At 62.9% G+C, this 16,686-nt stretch carries 13 protein-coding genes; 9 read left to right on the forward strand and 4 right to left on the reverse strand.

Going from position 1 to position 16,686, the window contains the following annotated elements:
- Positions 1-49 precede the first annotated feature (49 nt).
- The 8 genes from FEZ59_RS09765 to FEZ59_RS09800 all read left to right on the forward strand — a co-directional run bounded on the left by FEZ59_RS09765 (position 50) and on the right by FEZ59_RS09800 (position 10,974).
- The gene (locus tag FEZ59_RS09765; protein WP_019745232.1) at positions 50-1,063 is read left to right on the forward strand and encodes an ABC transporter permease; all 1,014 of its coding nucleotides are present in this window, start codon (positions 50-52) and stop codon (positions 1,061-1,063) included.
- Between the two features lies 1 nt (position 1,064).
- A complete protein-coding gene (locus tag FEZ59_RS09770) occupies positions 1,065-2,945 on the forward strand; it encodes a dipeptide/oligopeptide/nickel ABC transporter permease/ATP-binding protein (RefSeq protein ID WP_230091001.1) in 1,881 nt (626 codons plus the stop codon).
- The gene (locus tag FEZ59_RS09775) at positions 2,942-3,733 is read left to right on the forward strand and encodes an ATP-binding cassette domain-containing protein (RefSeq protein WP_020970730.1); all 792 of its coding nucleotides are present in this window, start codon (positions 2,942-2,944) and stop codon (positions 3,731-3,733) included. The genes FEZ59_RS09770 and FEZ59_RS09775 overlap by 4 nt, the downstream gene beginning before the upstream one ends.
- Positions 3,730-7,089, forward strand: coding sequence for a serine hydrolase (locus FEZ59_RS09780; protein WP_172932585.1), 3,360 nt, complete (start codon positions 3,730-3,732; stop codon positions 7,087-7,089). Before FEZ59_RS09775 ends, FEZ59_RS09780 begins: the two co-directional genes overlap by 4 nt.
- Positions 7,086-8,249 carry a M20/M25/M40 family metallo-hydrolase gene (locus FEZ59_RS09785; RefSeq protein ID WP_134999049.1) on the forward strand — a complete coding sequence of 388 codons (1,164 nt, stop codon included), beginning with the start codon at positions 7,086-7,088 and terminating at the stop codon, positions 8,247-8,249. Before FEZ59_RS09780 ends, FEZ59_RS09785 begins: the two co-directional genes overlap by 4 nt.
- Positions 8,227-9,048 carry a GNAT family N-acetyltransferase gene (locus FEZ59_RS09790; RefSeq protein ID WP_029256203.1) on the forward strand — a complete coding sequence of 274 codons (822 nt, stop codon included), beginning with the start codon at positions 8,227-8,229 and terminating at the stop codon, positions 9,046-9,048. Before FEZ59_RS09785 ends, FEZ59_RS09790 begins: the two co-directional genes overlap by 23 nt.
- A complete protein-coding gene (menC, locus tag FEZ59_RS09795) occupies positions 9,038-10,171 on the forward strand; it encodes an o-succinylbenzoate synthase (RefSeq protein WP_019745236.1) in 1,134 nt (377 codons plus the stop codon). The genes FEZ59_RS09790 and menC overlap by 11 nt, the downstream gene beginning before the upstream one ends.
- Positions 10,172-10,293: 122 nt before the next feature.
- Positions 10,294-10,974: a 3'-5' exonuclease gene (locus FEZ59_RS09800; RefSeq protein ID WP_019745237.1), complete on the forward strand. Its 681-nt coding sequence runs from the start codon at positions 10,294-10,296 to the stop codon at positions 10,972-10,974.
- A gap of 2 nt (positions 10,975-10,976) precedes the next feature.
- On the opposite strand, the gene FEZ59_RS09805 is transcribed toward FEZ59_RS09800, so the two are convergent.
- The 4 genes from FEZ59_RS09805 to FEZ59_RS09820 form a co-directional block, all read right to left on the reverse strand.
- Positions 10,977-11,945, reverse strand: coding sequence for a TIGR00341 family protein (locus tag FEZ59_RS09805; RefSeq protein WP_020970736.1), 969 nt, complete (start codon positions 11,943-11,945; stop codon positions 10,977-10,979).
- A gap of 13 nt (positions 11,946-11,958) precedes the next feature.
- Complete coding sequence (locus tag FEZ59_RS09810; RefSeq protein WP_020909071.1) at positions 11,959-12,414, reverse strand: DUF6069 family protein; 456 nt, start codon at positions 12,412-12,414, stop codon at positions 11,959-11,961.
- A 125-nt stretch (positions 12,415-12,539) separates the two neighbouring features.
- Complete coding sequence (locus FEZ59_RS09815) at positions 12,540-13,967, reverse strand: amidase (RefSeq protein WP_172932586.1); 1,428 nt, start codon at positions 13,965-13,967, stop codon at positions 12,540-12,542.
- Between the two features lie 114 nt (positions 13,968-14,081).
- A complete protein-coding gene (locus FEZ59_RS09820) occupies positions 14,082-14,948 on the reverse strand; it encodes a response regulator transcription factor (RefSeq protein ID WP_042952912.1) in 867 nt (288 codons plus the stop codon).
- Positions 14,949-15,079: 131 nt separating this feature from the next.
- Between FEZ59_RS09820 and FEZ59_RS09825 the strand changes: the two genes are divergently transcribed.
- Complete coding sequence (locus tag FEZ59_RS09825; protein WP_080909594.1) at positions 15,080-16,684, forward strand: acyl--CoA ligase family protein; 1,605 nt, start codon at positions 15,080-15,082, stop codon at positions 16,682-16,684.
- Positions 16,685-16,686: the final 2 nt, after the last annotated feature.

Raw genomic sequence — 16,686 nt, forward strand, 5'->3', positions numbered from 1 at the left:
CACTGAAGATCTTCCCGCCCCAGCATCCCGCCCTCCGGAAAGACAGCCCATGAGTCAAACTATTGAAGCCGCGAAACCAGAAGCGGCGCCTCAGGCTCGAGCAAAGTGGCTCGAGTCCGACAGCTGGCCCGCATATCTTCTGCGTCGTTTCGGCACCTTCGTGATTTCACTCTGGGCGCTGGTGACTGCGGCGTTCCTGATGCTCCAACTGATTCCGGGCGACCCGGTTCGGTTGGCTCTGGGAATGAACGCACCGGTCGAACTGGTCGAGACAACGAGGTCTCAGCTCGGTTACGACCTTCCCTTGTGGCAGCAGTACTTCCGATTCGTCGGCGGGTTGCTGAGTGGGAATCCCGGTGACTCGATCACCTTGAGGACTCCGGTCTTCGAGGTGATCGCGTCCCGCCTCCCTGCAACACTCGAACTGGCTGTACTCACAGTCGTCACGGTGCTGCTACTGGGCATTCCGATCGGCCTCATCTTCGCTGCACTGACCCGCAACGGTCGACGACGCGGAGTCGAGATCGGTTACACCGCAACGTCAGGCACTATCGCCGTGATCCCCGAGTTCATGTTCGGTACGGCGCTGGTCTACCTCTTTGCCGTCACGTTCCCGGTACTGCCCGTCGCCGGCCGAGGTGGACCGGAAAGCTACATCCTCCCGGTCGCGGCCATGTCGATCGGTGCCATCGCCTCGATGTCGCGCATCGTCCGTGCAGAGGCACTCGGCGTGTTGGACATGGACTACATCCGTACGGCGCGCGCCAAGCGAATGCCCGTGGCAAGAATCTACTTCCGTCATGCAATGCCCAACCTCATGACGTCGACGCTGACGCTCGCCGGACTCCTCCTGGGTGGTCTGATTGCCGGCACCGTGCTCATCGAGAGCATCTTCGCCTGGCCCGGTATGGGCATGGCGCTGGTCAAATCCATCACCGAGAAGGACTACCCGCTCGCCCAGACACTGGTCGTGATCTACGGCGCCATCGTCCTTCTCATCAATTTCATCGTCGACGTGGTGCTCGCTCTCATCGACCCACGATCCACAATTCGGGAGAACTGAGTTGAGCACCTCACCTACGGCCCCCACTGCGGCCCCCAAGACGCCCCCGCGACGACACTGGATCGTCGGAACGTTCCGCACCCCATTGGGAATCCTGGCCCTCACCTTCCTGACCGCTCTGATCGCCCTCGTCATCTTCGGACCGATGATCTGGGGTGACGCCGCTGTCGCAGCCAACCCGAAGGCACTGTCTCAGGGACCGAGTTCCGAGCACATCTTCGGCACCGACGCCGGCGGGCGTGACGTCTTCGCGCGCACGATGACCGCCGCGAGACTGTCGGTGCTCATGGCTCTCGGAGCCGTCGCACTCGGTGTCACAATTGGCCTGATACTCGGTACGCTCCCGACGCTCGCTCCCCGCTGGGTCGGACGCATGGTCGTGGCATTCCTCAACTTCGCCATCGCATTCCCCGGACTGCTCCTCGCGATCTTCCTGTTGGTCGTTCTCGGACAGGGTGCGGGCAGCGCGGTGATCGCCATCGGCCTCGCCCTGGCCTCGCCGTTCGCGAGGTTGACGTACGCACTGGCTTCGTCGGTCAACGGACGCGACTTCATCGACGCAGCACGCATCCTCGGGGTCACCAAGCCGGGGCTGCTGTTCCGCCACATTCTCCCCAATATCCGTGAACCACTCATCGTCAATGCCAGCATCGCTGTCGGCAGCGGCCTGGTGGTCTTCGCCGGACTCTCGTTCCTCGGCTTGGGCATTCAGCCACCTGCATTCGACTGGGGCCGGATGCTCAACGAAGGTCTGTCGAAGATCTTCGTCAACCCGGCCACCGCACTTGCCCCCGGCATCGCCGTCGTGCTCGCCGGCTTGACCTTCACGCTGCTCGGCGAGGCCATTGCTCGCGGCGCGGGAGTTCGCAGCCCGATCAGCAGTCGCCTGCCGAAGTGGAAGCCGATCAACCGGAAAACTGCTCAGGCCGATTCGGCGCCCAGCGACGAGGACGCAGTTCTCACCGTCCTCAACATGTCCGTCGCAGTCCCCGCGGGTGACGACTGGCGTCGCCCCGTCGACAACATCAGTTTTACAGTTCATCGCGGCGAAACCGTGGGCATCGTCGGTGAATCCGGCTCCGGAAAGTCACTGAGTTGCATGGCAATCGCGCAGCTGACCGACCACCCCACCGTGGTCGACGCCGGGCTCATCGAGTTCGACGGCACCGTGCTGATGAAGGACGGGAAGCGGCCGGACAACGCGGCTTCGCGCAAGGTTGCCCGCCAACTCGGCACACGTATGGCGATGGTGTTCCAGGATCCGATGTCGTCCATGAATCCGTCTCTCAAGGTCGGATACCAGGTCGCCGAGATCGGTTGGCTCCACGAAGGTATGAGCAAGGTCGACGCGAAGAAGGCGGCAGTCGAGCGACTGAACGCCGTCAAGATCCCCGACGCGCCCAGGCGTGCGAAGCAGTACCCCCACGAGTTCTCCGGCGGTATGCGTCAGCGCGCGATGATCGCCATGGGTCTGATGGGCAAGCCCGCTCTGATCATCGCGGACGAACCCACCACTGCGCTCGACGTGACCGTTCAGCGTGAGGTTCTCGGACTGCTCCACGAGGTTCGCGAAGAAACCGGCGCCGCAATCCTTCTCATCTCGCACGATATGGCCGTCATCACCGGCATGTGCACCCGTGTCCTGGTCATGTTTGCCGGCGAAATCGTCGAAGACATCGCAGTCGACGATCTGATCGCCGGTCGTGCAAAGCATCCGTACACCCGCGCGCTGATCGCCGCGGTCCCCACCATGAGCACCGATCGCGACAAGCCGCTTGCCACCGTCGACGAAGCCTGGCAGGTGGAGAGCCTCGATGCCGAGGAGAGCACCGCCGACATCGAGTTGGAAGAACTGTTGGCTGTCGCAGAGGAGATCCGATGAGCAGGCTCGAATTCCGTGACGTCAACGTCCACCTCGGTAGCGGTTCGAAAAAATTCCACGCCGTCAAGAACATCAATCTCGACATCCCCTCCGGATCGGTGGTCGGTCTCGTCGGTGAATCGGGTTCCGGAAAGTCGACACTGGCGCGAGCAACTGTCGGCTTGGCCGAGCCCAGTTCCGGCCAGATCCTTCTCGACGGTGTGGACGTCGCTCACGCCCGCGGCGCGACCGCTCGTCTGCGCCACCGGATCCAGATGGTCTTCCAAGATCCGTACTCGTGCCTCGACCCGCGAATGACCATCGGCCAGTCACTCGCCGAGGCGCTGCGGTCCACCGAGCGTCGTGACAAAGCTCGCCGCAACCGCGGCGACCGCGCTGCCGAGGTGGCTCGACTCCTCACCACCGTCCAACTGCCGGTGGAGAAGGCGCACGAATACCCGTCCTCGCTGTCAGGCGGGCAGCGCCAACGCGTTGCCCTCGCGCGGGCTTTGGCAGCCGCACCGGCAGTTCTGCTTGCCGACGAAATCACCTCCGCTCTGGACGTGTCCGTGCAGGGCGCGGTTCTGAATCTGTTGGTGGATTTGCAGAAGCAGCTGGGTCTGACGGTTCTGTTCGTCAGCCACAACCTGGCGGTGATCCGCTATGTCTGTGACCACGTCGCAGTCATGCTCGGCGGCGAGATCGTCGAGCACGGGCCGGTTCTCGACGTGATCGATTCGCCCAAGGAGCCGTACACGGCCAAGCTGTTGTCCGCGATCCCGACCTTCGGGGAGCCGATGTTCCAATGACAACGCCGACCACTCTCGACTCCCCCGCTGCCGTAGCCCGTGCCGAAGAACGTCGTTCGGCGAGAATCCAGGATTACGCGTCCGTGGTTACACCGACCAGCATCGCCGTCTCGGCGTCGGGACGCATTGCATACGTACGTACCGAAGCGAATCCGGCCGCGGATACCAACGAGCACTCGATCTGGTTGGCTTCCCCGCAACTACAGCTCACCGCGGGACCTGCCGACACCTCGCCGGCATGGCATCCCGTTTCCACGCTGTTGGTCTTCGTTCGGCCGGATTCCTCGGGCACACCGCAACTGTGGAAGGTCGACGCCACCGGCGGGCCCGCCGTTCAGATGACCACCACGGCGCAGCTCCCGCTCGGCGCTGGGGCACCAGTGTTCTCTCCCGACGGTGCTCGAATCGCCTTCAGTGCCCCGGTCGACCGCACTGCCGCCGGATCGTCACACCTCTTGGTGGCGAAACGCCTTAACTACAAGGTCGACGGATCCGGTGTCCGGGGCAGCGTTCGGGCGCACTTGTTCGAGTTCGATCTGGCCGCCGGCTCGCTTCGGCAACTGACGGACGGCGATTGGGACGCTTCGCATCCCGCGTACAGCCCCGACGGCACCGAACTTGCTTTCACCGCGGCGATGGACGGCAATGCCGATCTGACACGGGCGAGCTCCGCGTGGACCGTATCGCTGACTGATCTCGCCTCGGCTCCGCGGATGCTGGGGCACGCACGCGGCATCGCCGGACCACTTACGTGGACACCTGTCGGCGACGCCGTCGTAGCAGTCGGTTGGCACACGCCGATCATTCACAACAACGAACTTCTTGTCCTGCACCGCGACCAGCGAGTGGAAGACCGCAGTCTGACATCCGAACTCAACCGAAACGTCATGCCCGGCGGGACCGGTTATCCCGGTGGCGCACCGTGTTTCACCGCCGACGGCGACATCGTCTTCTGCATCCGCAACCACGGCTCCACCGAACTGCACAAGGTCGATTTCGGATCAGGCTCCGTCTCACCACTTCTCACCGGAGAACAGACAGTGGTCTTCGGTCTTGCCCTGACGTCCGAGAAGGCCGTCGTCGCGCTTGCAACGGCGACGTCCTTCGGTGAGGTCGCCGTCATCGACCTCGAGACTCGTGCAGTCGAAACCGTCACCGAATTGAACACGGAACTGACAACTTCCGTCGCGTTTCCAGTCGCCTCCGAGCGTTGGTTCGACATCAGCGACGGCACCCGTGTTCAGGGTTGGATCCTGCGCGACCCGAACGTCACGGGCGCTGGTCCGCTGGTTCTGGACGTCCACGGCGGACCACACAATGCCTGGACCGGTACACCCACCCCGATGCACGCGTACCACGCGGAACTGGTCGCGCTCGGATACACGGTCTTGATGATCAATCCGCGGGGAAGCGACGGCTACGGCAACGAGTTCTTCGACGGTGTGCGTGACGGTTGGGGTGAGGCGGATCGCGCCGACCTGCTCGAACCAGTCGAAACCCTTGTCGCCGAAGGGATGGCCGATCCGAAGCAACTGGTGCTCACTGGCTACAGCTACGGCGGATTCATGACGTGCGCCCTGACGTCCGTCACCGATCGGTTTGCCGTCGCAGTCGCTGGCGGCCTTGTCTGCGACATCGCGAACACGGCGGGCCCCTCGGACGAAGGCATCTTGCTGCAGACGGTCGAATTCGACCCGCAGTCATCTCGGGTACAGGAACTTTCGCCGCTGGGGCGAGTCTGCCAGGTGACGACACCGACGCTGATACTTCACGGCGGTAGCGACGTCCGCTGCCCGGTCAACCAGGCAGAACAGTGGTTCGGTGGACTGCGTTTGGCCGGCACCCCGACCGAACTGGTGGTCTTCCCGGGCGCGTCGCATGCCTTTGTGCTGACGGGTCGACCCTCCCACCGTCTGGATTACAGCACCCGTCTCGTCGACTGGATCGAACGTCATCTCTCGCCTACGCCGGCACTGACCACGGTCGATCCCGACTACTGGCAGTACCGACTCGACACCCTGAGCGCGAAGTACCGGGTACCCGGTGCTTCGCTCGGAATTCTGACCACTACCCGCAGCGGTTTCGACCGCACCGTGGTGACGTCCGGTGTCGTCAGTACCCGCACCGGTGTCGCGGCCACTCCCGACACGTTGTTCCAGATGGGTTCGATCAGCAAGGTCTGGACGGCCACCCTGATCATGCAACTCGTCGAAGAAGGATTACTGGACCTCGACTCGCCTGTCCGGAATGTTCTGCCGGACTTCGCAGTTGCCGACGCGGTAGCCACCGAAACAGTCACCACTCGCCACCTGTTGACTCACACCAGTGGCATCGACGGTGACGTCTTCATCGACGGCGGACGCGGCGACGACTGCGTCGAGCGATACGTCGCAGCCCTGACATCGACGGTGCAGCTCTTCGCACCCGGTACCGATTGGTCGTACTGCAACACCGGCTTCGTCATCGCCGGACGAATCATCGAGGTTCTCCGAGGCAAGAGTTGGGACGCGGTTCTGCGTGAGCGGATCATCGAGCCTCTCGGCCTGACCAAGACCACGACCTTGCCCGAGGAGACGGCACTGCACCGCGCTGCGGTCGGGCATGTCGGCGGTGCCGACAATCTCGCGCAGACACCACAATTCCTCATCCCTCGCTCGATGGGCCCCGCCGGTCTCATCAACAGCACCGCCGAGGACCTTCTTCTGTTCGCGCAGGATTCGATGCGCGAGGATCCGATTCTGCTTCAGCGGTCCACCCATCTGGCGATGCTCGAGGAGCGCCGCCAGATCGGAGAGGTGTCATCTGCAGACATCATGGGAACCACGTGGCTGCTGCACAATTGGGACGGGGTGCTGGCGCATGGTCACAACGGTGGAACCCTCGGACAGCAGTCCTTCTTGCGGGTGGTCCCGTCCTGCGGCATTGCGGTAGTCCTGATGGCCAACGGCGGTGCGATGGACGCTCTCTCGGGCGACCTTCTCGCCGAGGTGATCGGTTCCATCGGCGGCGTCGCCGTGACACCGGCATTTTCGCCTGGAGACCCTGCCACCCGCACCACGTCCTCACCTGAGGAACTCGATGCGCTGTGCGGTCTGTACCGCGATGCTGCTGCCGATTTCGTCCTGGAAAGAACCGGGAGTTCCTTGACCGCCCGCCGCACTGACCACATCGACCCTTCGGTCAACGCCGAAAGCGCAGAGTCCGTCTCTCTCAGCCTGATCGAAGTTCAGCCTGGAGTATTCGCGACCCAACTACCTCAATCAGCGGGTTGGATCCGGATCACTTTCTCCGACACCGGGAGTACACAATTGCTACACGTCGGAAGCCGCGCGTATCCGCGAGTGAACAACCGATGACCATTCTCCGCGATCTGGCCGAGCGCCAACTTCCTCAGATCCTCGAGGACGCCATCGCGCTCATCGAAGTCGAGTCGCCGTCGCACGATCTCGAAGCTGTTGCCCGCAGCGCGAAGTGGACGTCAGACCTTGTCCACGAACGACTCGGAGTGACACCGGAGTCGATAGTGACGGAAGGCCGAACCCATCTGGTGACCCGTTTCGGCAGCTCACCGACGCGGCTGATGCTGCTCGGTCACCACGACACCGTGTGGCCGATCGGAACCCTGACGCGCCTACCCGCAGCGGTCACCGACGGCGCACTTCGAGGTCCGGGTGGCCTCGACATGAAACTTGGTGTCGTTCAGGCAATCCACGCCCTCGCCATCGTCCGAGAGTTGCACGGCGACGATGCACTCGACGGAATCACTCTCCTGGTCACCGGTGACGAAGAAATCGGTTCGCCCACGTCGCGGTCACTGATCGAGGACCTCGCGGCGGGCGCGGTACTGGTTCTCGAGGCCGGCGGAGACGGCGGCGAACTGAAGACTGTCCGCAAGGGAGTGTCGCTGTATCGGATCCATGTTGCCGGTCGCGCCGCGCACGCCGGGCTGGAGCCGGAAAAGGGCGTCAACGCTGCAGTAGAACTGGCTCGTCTCGTGATCGAGATCAACGACTTGTCCTCGCCGGCGCAGGCAACCACCGTCACCCCGACCGTCATTTCAGCCGGAACTACGACCAACACCGTTCCGGCAGAAGCCTTTGTCGACGTGGACGTGCGCGCAACCAGCGCTGCCGAGCAGGAACGGGTCGATGAGAATATCCGAGCCCTGCAGGCAATCCACCCCGAAGCCGTAGTCACGGTCTCGGGTGGTGTCAACCGTCCACCTCTCGAAGCGACGATGTCCGCACCGTTGCTGGCGTTGGCGGAACGTGTTGCGCTCGAGCATGATCTGACTCCTCCCGTCGGGCTCGCCGTAGGCGGAGCCTCGGACGGAAACTTCACTGCCGGTATCGGTATCCCCACCCTCGACGGCCTCGGTGGCGTCGGCGGCGGTGCACACGCCGAGACCGAGCATGCGCTCGTGTCCGCGATCGCTCCGAGGACGGCGTTGGTTGCGGGCCTTATTCGTTCGATCACGTCTGAAGGGGGCCCTCGTGTCGAAAAGCAAAGCGGTTGAGTTTCGAGAGCTGGTCGACAATCGCGAAATAGCCGATCTTTCCGCCGTTTTCGATGAGATCTGGGCTACCAGTCCCGGACCGGCTCATTTCGGCACGGCGATGTTGGTTGCGCTTCATCACGGTGGTCATTACGTGGTGGGAGCCTTTTCCGAAGGCGAAATGATCGGTGGTTGTGTCGGATTCTTCGTCGAGCCTCTCGGCGAGGTTCTGCACTCACACATCGCCGGAGTACTACCGGGACACGCAGGCAAGGGAATCGGCCGCGCCCTCAAGCATCATCAGCGAGACTGGTGCATCGAGCGCGGTGTCAGGACGATCCGGTGGACCTTCGATCCACTGGTCGCACGAAATGCCTATTTCAACATTCAGCGTCTCGGTGCCGCACCGACCGAATACAACCCGGATTTCTACGGTTCGATGGCAGACGGCATCAACGCAGGCGACGCCAGCGATCGTATGCTCGTCAGTTGGGATCTCGACGTCGATGGATCTCCGAGTTCTGCTGTGGCCGTGAATGATACATTCAAGGTGCTTCAACCCACCGAGGACGGTACGCCTCGAATGCTCCCGATCCCGCCCGACTGCATCGATATCGCAGTCGGAATACCCCGAGACATAGAGCATCTGAGAACAGTCGACCGCGCCTCTGCCTTTGCCTGGCGACACGCGCTTCGCGAGTACCTCGAACCATTGATCGCCTCGAAGGAATGGCAATCGACCGGCTTCGACCCCAGCGGCTATTACACGTTCACGAAAATCTGCGAGACAACCGGAGAAGAGCAAGTCCATGCACATTGAGTCCGTCGAATTGCGCGAACTGCGCATCCCTCTCGTCTCCCCCTTCACCACGTCATTCAGCACCCAGCTCGAGCGCAACACCCTCGTCCTGAAGGTGAGCGGCACCACCGACGGCCCCAACGGTCCGGTGGAGACTGTCGGCTGGGGCGAGTGCGGTTCGCTGAGCGATCCGTACTACAACTCGGAGTACACAGCTGGTGCGCGGGCGATGCTTCGCGAGTATCTCGTTCCGACGCTACGTAAGTCGCAGTCGGATCAACCGCTCACCGCCGAGACGGTCGGCAGCGTACTTCACCACATCGTGGGTCACCAGATGTCCAAGTCGGCTATCGAAATGGCAATTCTCGATGCTGAATTACGCGCTCGCGGACAGTCTTTCGCTCGGTACCTCGGTGCCACTCGCACGCGAGTTCCCTCGGGAGTGTCCGTCGGCATCCAGGACAGCATCCCTCAGCTGCTCGAGACCGTCGGCAACTATCTGTCGCAGGGGTACGTGCGAATCAAGCTGAAGATCAAGCCGGGCTGGGACATCGCTCCCGTGGCTGCGGTGCGCAAGGAGTTCGGCTACGACGTTCCTCTACAGGTCGACGCGAATGCCGCGTACACCCTCGTCGACGCGCAGTTGCTCCGTCGCCTGGACGAATTCGCACTGCTCCTCATCGAACAGCCGCTGGCCGAGGACGATTTGGTGCAGCACGCCAAGCTCGCCCAGTCCCTCTCGACTCCGATCTGCCTCGACGAGTCGGTCGAGTCGGCCAAGGATGCGGCGGATGCCATCACGCTCGGTGCCGCTTCGGTCATCAACATCAAGCCGAGCCGTGTCGGTGGATATCTGGAAGCCAAGCGCATCCACGATCTCGCCTCGGCACACGGTATTGCGGTGTGGTGCGGCGGAATGCTCGAGACCGGAATCGGCCGCGCCGCCAACGCGGCCCTCGCGGCGCTGGACGGGTTCACGCTGCCCGGCGACATCTCGGCGTCCGATCGCTTCTACAAGGAAGACATCACCGAACCGTTTGTCATCGAGGACGGCCACATCGCCGTGCCGCAGGGACCGGGCTTCGGTGTGACTCCACGTGAAGACGTCATGGATCGCTTCACGGTCGGAACCGAGACTCTGTAGGTCCACACAGTCACGCAGCAGCCACCTCCACCTTCACCCGGCGGAGGTGGCTGTTCGTCGTTTCTGTCGGTAGGGAGGTGCATAGTGATTCGGACATGACGTTCTGCACCGAAAGGCCCCCGATGAGTAGCTGGTCCGATCGCCCGATCTGCGCGTTCGACCTCGAGACCACGGGGCGGGATCCGTCGACCGCTCGCATCGTCAGTGCCTGCGTCGCGGTCATCGACGGTTCGAATGTCGAAACACGCACGTGGTTACTCGATCCCGGCGTCGATATCCCCGCCGACGCTTCGGCTATTCACGGAATCAGCACCGAGTACGCGGCGCGGCACGGCCAGAACTACGCCGAGGGCTACGAAGAGATTCGCGATGCTCTGCACAATTCCTGGGCGCGCGATCACGCCGTCGTGGCGTTCAATGCCTCCTATGATCTGACGGTCATGCATGCCGAGGGTCTGCGCATCGGCAAGCCCGCATTCGTTCCCGGGTTGGTGATTGATCCGTACGTGATCGATCGGGCGATGGATACGTTCCGCAAGGGCAAGCGAACGCTTGCGGCTGTGTGCGAGCACTACGGAATTTCATTGGAGTCGGCGCACGAAGCCGAGGCCGATGCCAAAGCGGCGGCGGCGTTGGCCCGCGAGTTGGCCGTGCGGTTCCCCGACCTCCTGGGGCTCGATCTCATGGTCGATCAAGCCGATTGGCACGCCGAGCGCCAGCGTGATTTCGCCGAGTACCTACTCAGCCAGGGCCGGGACGTGGGAGACGTCAACGGCCAGTGGCCGATTCGCGTTATCGCCTGACCTCACCCCGCCGCGATCCTCGTCCCGACGGTATGGACGATCTGCACGTCCGGGTTCCACGGAATCAGCGCGTCGATCGATGCCTCCAGTTCATCCAGTGGGGGAAGGGTTTCCGGGCCGAGCACGTCGATGGTGGCGGTGCTGCCCTGCCAGGTGACATCGGTGACCTCGGCTCCCGGAGTGTCTGCGAGCCACTGTTGCGCCGCGCTCCCGATCTGCCTCGCCCACAACGACGACAGGGAATTGCCGACCATCGGAATCGCGACGACGATCAACAGAGCGGCAAGCACGAGGTATGCCCGCCGCCGCGACGTCTTCAAGATCCCGGCGTCGCGCGCGTACCCAGCTGCGACGAACACGCCTGTCGCAGTGATGATCATGGCAACCACGTTCGATGCGAACAGTACAAACGCGCCCACCGCCAAACTCGGTGACCCCGAGCCGAGACAGACACCTACCACCGCCAACGGTGGGACAAGCGAAATTGCAATGGCGACACCGGGAAGTACGTCGCCGACATCCTTGCGCGCGATCGCGATGGCCCCGACCAAACCGGTCGCAAGTGCTGCCGTCAAGTCCATCAACGTCGGCGAAGTACGCCCAAGCACTTGGGAATTGGTCAGCACGTTGGAGGGATTCGGCAATACCTGAGCGAACGCGACACCCAATACGACGACGAGGCAGATTCCACCGACGACATAGACCAGGCTCCGCCCGACCAAAGCGCCTTGGCCAGTTGTGATGCCCAGCCCGACCCCGAGAATCGGCGTCGACAAGGGAGCGACGATCATTGCTCCGATGACGGTTGCCGTGGAATCGCCCACGACACCGGCCACGGCGATCACGGCAGACAGCGTCAGCATCACCCAGAAGGCGGATCGCTTCGAATCTCGGTCCCCCACCGAGAAATTGAGCTTTTCGTCGAGCTCCGCCAATGTGCGCCGTTGTGCTTGCGGAACCACCCCGTTCACGGTCGATACTCCATCACACGCCGATACGGCGGGTGGTCTGCGCTGACCCTGCGACCCCGGTGAGCAACGAGACGATCGCGATTCCGACGACGAAGTAGATTGCGGCGCTGGCGACTCGCGATGCGGTGGTCGCTGCGATCGTGAACGGCCACAGCGCGGTGGCGATCGTTGCGAGGATTCCGATCCACGCGAAGAAGTTCGACGCACGTGGCGTCGACACCATCAACGCATGCAGAAGTGCGGTAGCGACCAGCGCTGCGATCGCGGCACTGAGGGCAAGCGAGCCGGCTTGGGAATTCCCCGGCATCCGCTCCGGTGTGATGACCGGAGTGTCGAGGATTCCCCGTACGATCAGTAGTCCTACGACCGCGGCCAGGGCCGCGACGAGCGCAGTTGCGGCCCCGCCCGCCCACAGTCGTTGTGCATTGACGGCGGGAGTCGCCGGACTGTCTGGTTGGAACTGGCTCATCGAGAGACTCCTTCACCGATACCGGGTAGGGCTGTCCTTCCGAACTGTATGCGTTTCGGGACGGCACACATTCACCCTCGACGGGTGAAAAACACGGCGCTCTCGACTCTTCGACGGTGCCGGGGCTACGCCGGGACGGGCGGCCACACTGGGGCAATGCTCCACGGGCGCGCCACCTCGAGCTGCGACGCAACCCGGATCAGCAAATCTTCACGCCCGAACGCTCCGACCAACTGCACGCCGATAGGAACGCCGGCCGTGTCATGACCCATCGGCAAGGAAATCGCGGGCTGACCTGAACTGTTGAACGGACTGGTCAAGCCGCTGTACCCGGCCGAATGCTCCCAGATCGACATGGGATTTGCCGTGTCGAGCAGACCGAGCGGAGCTGCCGGTCGAGCCATCGTCGGCGTCAGCAACAGGTCGTGATCGACAAAGAACGCACCGATCACCTGGGCTGCCCGCTCGAGTTCCTGCAATGCCTTGACGACGTTCGTCGCACTTTCGGACTTCGCGCGGTCGTAGATCATCCGAGCCATCGGCTCGAGGTCGTCGTCGCGGATTGCGCGGTTCAGGGCCTCGAGTCGTTCGTCGACCTCGATCGTCATCGGAATGCCCATCAACACGGAAAGCCCGGCAGTGAGCGCATCGAGCGGAAAGTTCGGGGCACTCTCGGTGACATCGTGACCGAGGTCTTCGAGCAGGCCGGCAACACTGGTTGTGACGGCCGAGCACTCCGGGTCCACCGGGGTGCCATCAGGAAGAGTGTTACTCAGACCGATCCGCAACCGTCCGGGATCCGCACCAACTTCCTCGACGTACGGCCGCTTCGGCGCCAGGATCACGTAAGGATCGCCGACAGTCGGTCCGGCGGAGAGATCGAGAAGCAGTGCAGTGTCGCGGACACTTCGGGTGAGTGCGTGATGAACACTCATCGGCGACGAGAACAGCGTGCGCGCCGGTGCCGTCGGAGTACGTCCACGGCTGGGCTTGAGGCCTACCAAGCCACAGGCCGATGCGGGAATACGGATCGATCCACCGCCGTCACTGGCATGGCCGCCGGGCACGATCCCGACGGCAACAGCTACAGCTGTGCCACCCGAAGATCCGCCGGGTGAACGATCAAGGGCATAAGGGTTGCGGGTAGGCCCGAACAGCGCAGGTTCGGTACTCGCATTCTTACCGAACTCCGGGGTGTTCGTCTTGCCGATGACAACCAGACCAGCCTCACGGTACCGCTCCACGAGCGTCGAATCTTTTTCTGCCACAGCATCGGCGAACAATCGAGATCCGTTGGTGCTCGGCAATCCTGCGACGTCCATGCCCAGGTCTTTGATCACGAACGGGACGCCGTGCAGTGGACCTTCCGGCAAGCCGCCTGATACCTCGTTGCGTGCCTCCTCGCGACGCTCACTGATCACCGCGTTGACTGCCGGGTTGCGCTCGTCGAGTCTGTCCAGGCTGAACTCGAGAACTTCCTTGGCGGAGACGTCGCCGCTCTTGATCGCTTCGGCCAGGCCGGTCATGTCGTTGTTGTCGAACAAATCCTGCATCGATGCCCTCATCACTCGTGTCGAACTCTGCCGATAGTGAGGTCCGTCATACCAACCATGGCGAAGGCGTAGCTTTGAAATTCCGCTTGGCGGGACCGGCCCACCGATTCAGCCTTACAGAATCAAGCCCTGCCGCCGCGCTTCCACAACTGCTTCGTGCCGACTGCGGACGTCGAGTTTTCCCATCAGATTCCGCATGTACGTCTTGATCGTTTCGACGCTCAGGGACAACCTCTCAGCGATCTCGGCATTGCGCAGTCCCAGAGCTACGTAGCCCATCACCTCCCGCTCGCGGGGCGACAGGACAACGGTGTTCGCGACTGGAGTGTTCGCGGAAGGTTTCGGCGACGCCAACGCCCGCAACTTTGCCTCGACGGCGAGGACCTGCGCGCTGAGAGCCATGTCCTCGAGGTTCGCCGCGATCTCGCCGAGCGCCAGGACGCTCTCGGTCAACCCTTCGGATATCTGGGCATCGCGATTCGAACCATGTTCCACCGCAGCGGTATCGAGCATCGCCACCCGACGATCCACTTCGTCGCGAATCTCGAATTCGCGGGCCAACGCGTACGACGATCGCATCATCGTCTCGGCGATCACGTCGCCGATCGGCAGGTTGGCACGCAGTCCTCCGTAGATCGCTCCGCGAGTAACCCCGCGTACGACGATCGGGACTGCCATCAAGGATTCGATCGCTTCGGTGCCCACTTCGTAGTCGTAGTCGTGGGTGATGTGCGACGAGTTCGCGTAGTCCTGCACCGCGCCCGGTCGTTGTTCTGCGATCGCACGACCACCGAGTCCGCATTCGGCGTCGATCTTCAAATTTCGCAGGATGTTGCTACGAGTCCCGACGTAGCCGGTGATGGTCAGCGACCGGTCGTCGACACAACCGCCGAACAGAACCGGCAACTCGGTTCGGGGGTGCAGTCGACGCAGTTCGGCGCGCAACGCGTCGTCGTCGCTCGGTCTCAGTACCCTGCTCACTCTCACCTCCACATACCCAATTCAGAGGGTAGCGGCACCTTTGACTGGGCAATAGCGTGCATCCAGGCCATTTGTAGTGCCGATCACAACTACCGTGACACCAACCGTGTCACGTCGCCTTCGGAGGAACCGTGTCTGTCTCGACAGCTCTCGCAGCCAACAACACCCCGCTCAGTCCGCTGCGCTTTCTCGAGCGCAGCGCTGCGGTGTTCCCCGATCGCACCGCCGTCATTCACGGCGACCGGACCTACACGTACCGAGAGTTCGGTGACGAGGTCGCAGCGCTGGCCCGCGTCCTGCGTGAACGCATTCAGCCCGGTGACCGCGTTGCATACCTGGCGCCGAACGTTCCCGAGATGCTGTTCGCGCATTTTGCCGTCCCACTCGCCGGCGGAGTCCTGATCGCCCTGAACTCACGCCTCGCCGGTCCCGAACTCGAGTACATCCTCGATCACTCGGGAACCACGATCCTGTTCGTCGACTCCGAATTCGTCGGCTCGGTCACCTCGTCCAAGGCGAACGTGACGAGCCTGCGCGAGATCATCGAGATCCCGGACTCCACCGTCCCGTCCCCGGAGGTTCCCACCGGAATCGTCACCGGGCAGTACGCCGATCTGATTGCCGAAGGTCAGGCTCTCACCGATCAGCCACTGCACTGGGGCGTCGACGACGAGCAGCAGTGCATCGCCATCAACTACACCTCTGGCACCACCGGAAAACCCAAGGGCGTCATGTACTCCCACCGCGGGGCGTACCTGAACTCGCTCGGCGAGACCTTCCACAACGGCTTCGACGGATCGACGAAGTATCTGTGGACACTGCCGATGTTCCACTGCAACGGGTGGTGCACGCCCTGGGCCGTCACGCAGGCCGCGGGCACACACATCTGCCTGCGCGCGGTCCGCGCCGACGCGATCTGGGACGCCATCGACAATCTGGGCGTGACGCATCTGTGCGGCGCTCCTACCGTCTGCTCCACCATCGCCGACGCGGACCAGGCCCACAAGGTCGAAGCCCTGCGCATCACCACCGCCGGCGCTCCCCCGTCACCGACGATCATCGGAAAACTCGAAGACATCGGTGTCACCGTCGTCCACGTCTACGGCCTCACCGAGGTATACGGCCCTTACACGATCTGCGAGTACCAGGAAGCCTGGGACGACAAGCCGCAGTCCGAGCGCGCCGCACTTCTCTCCCGTCAGGGAGTCGGCATGGTGCAGGCCGAAAATGCTCGCGTTGTCGATGCCGAGATGAACGACGTTCCCGCCGACGGCCAGACCATGGGTGAGATCGTGCTCCGCGGCAACAACGTGATGCTCGGTTACTACCGTGACGAGGCCGCGACCGCCGAAGCATTTGCCGGTGGTTGGTTCCATTCCGGCGACCTCGGCGTCATGCATCCCGACGGTTACATCCAGCTCAAGGACCGCGCGAAGGACATCATCATCTCGGGCGGTGAGAACATCTCCACCGTCGAGGTGGAGCAGGCGATCATGAGTCACCCTGCCGTGATCGACGTGGCAGTCGTCGGCGTTCCCGACGAGAAGTGGGGCGAGCGCCCGAAGGCATTCGTGGTGCTGGGCAAGGGATTACAGGCTTCCGCCGAAGACATCGTCGAGCACACCCGTGCATTGCTGGCCGGGTACAAGGTTCCCCGCGACATCGTCTTTCCACTCGACCTTCCTCGCACCCCGACCGGCAAGGTTCTCAAGTTCCAATTGCGTGCGTCGAAGTAATT

Origin of the sequence: Rhodococcus sp. MS13, assembly GCF_013277835.1 — a bacterium.
In the GTDB taxonomy this organism is placed as follows: domain Bacteria; phylum Actinomycetota; class Actinomycetes; order Mycobacteriales; family Mycobacteriaceae; genus Rhodococcus_F; species Rhodococcus_F erythropolis.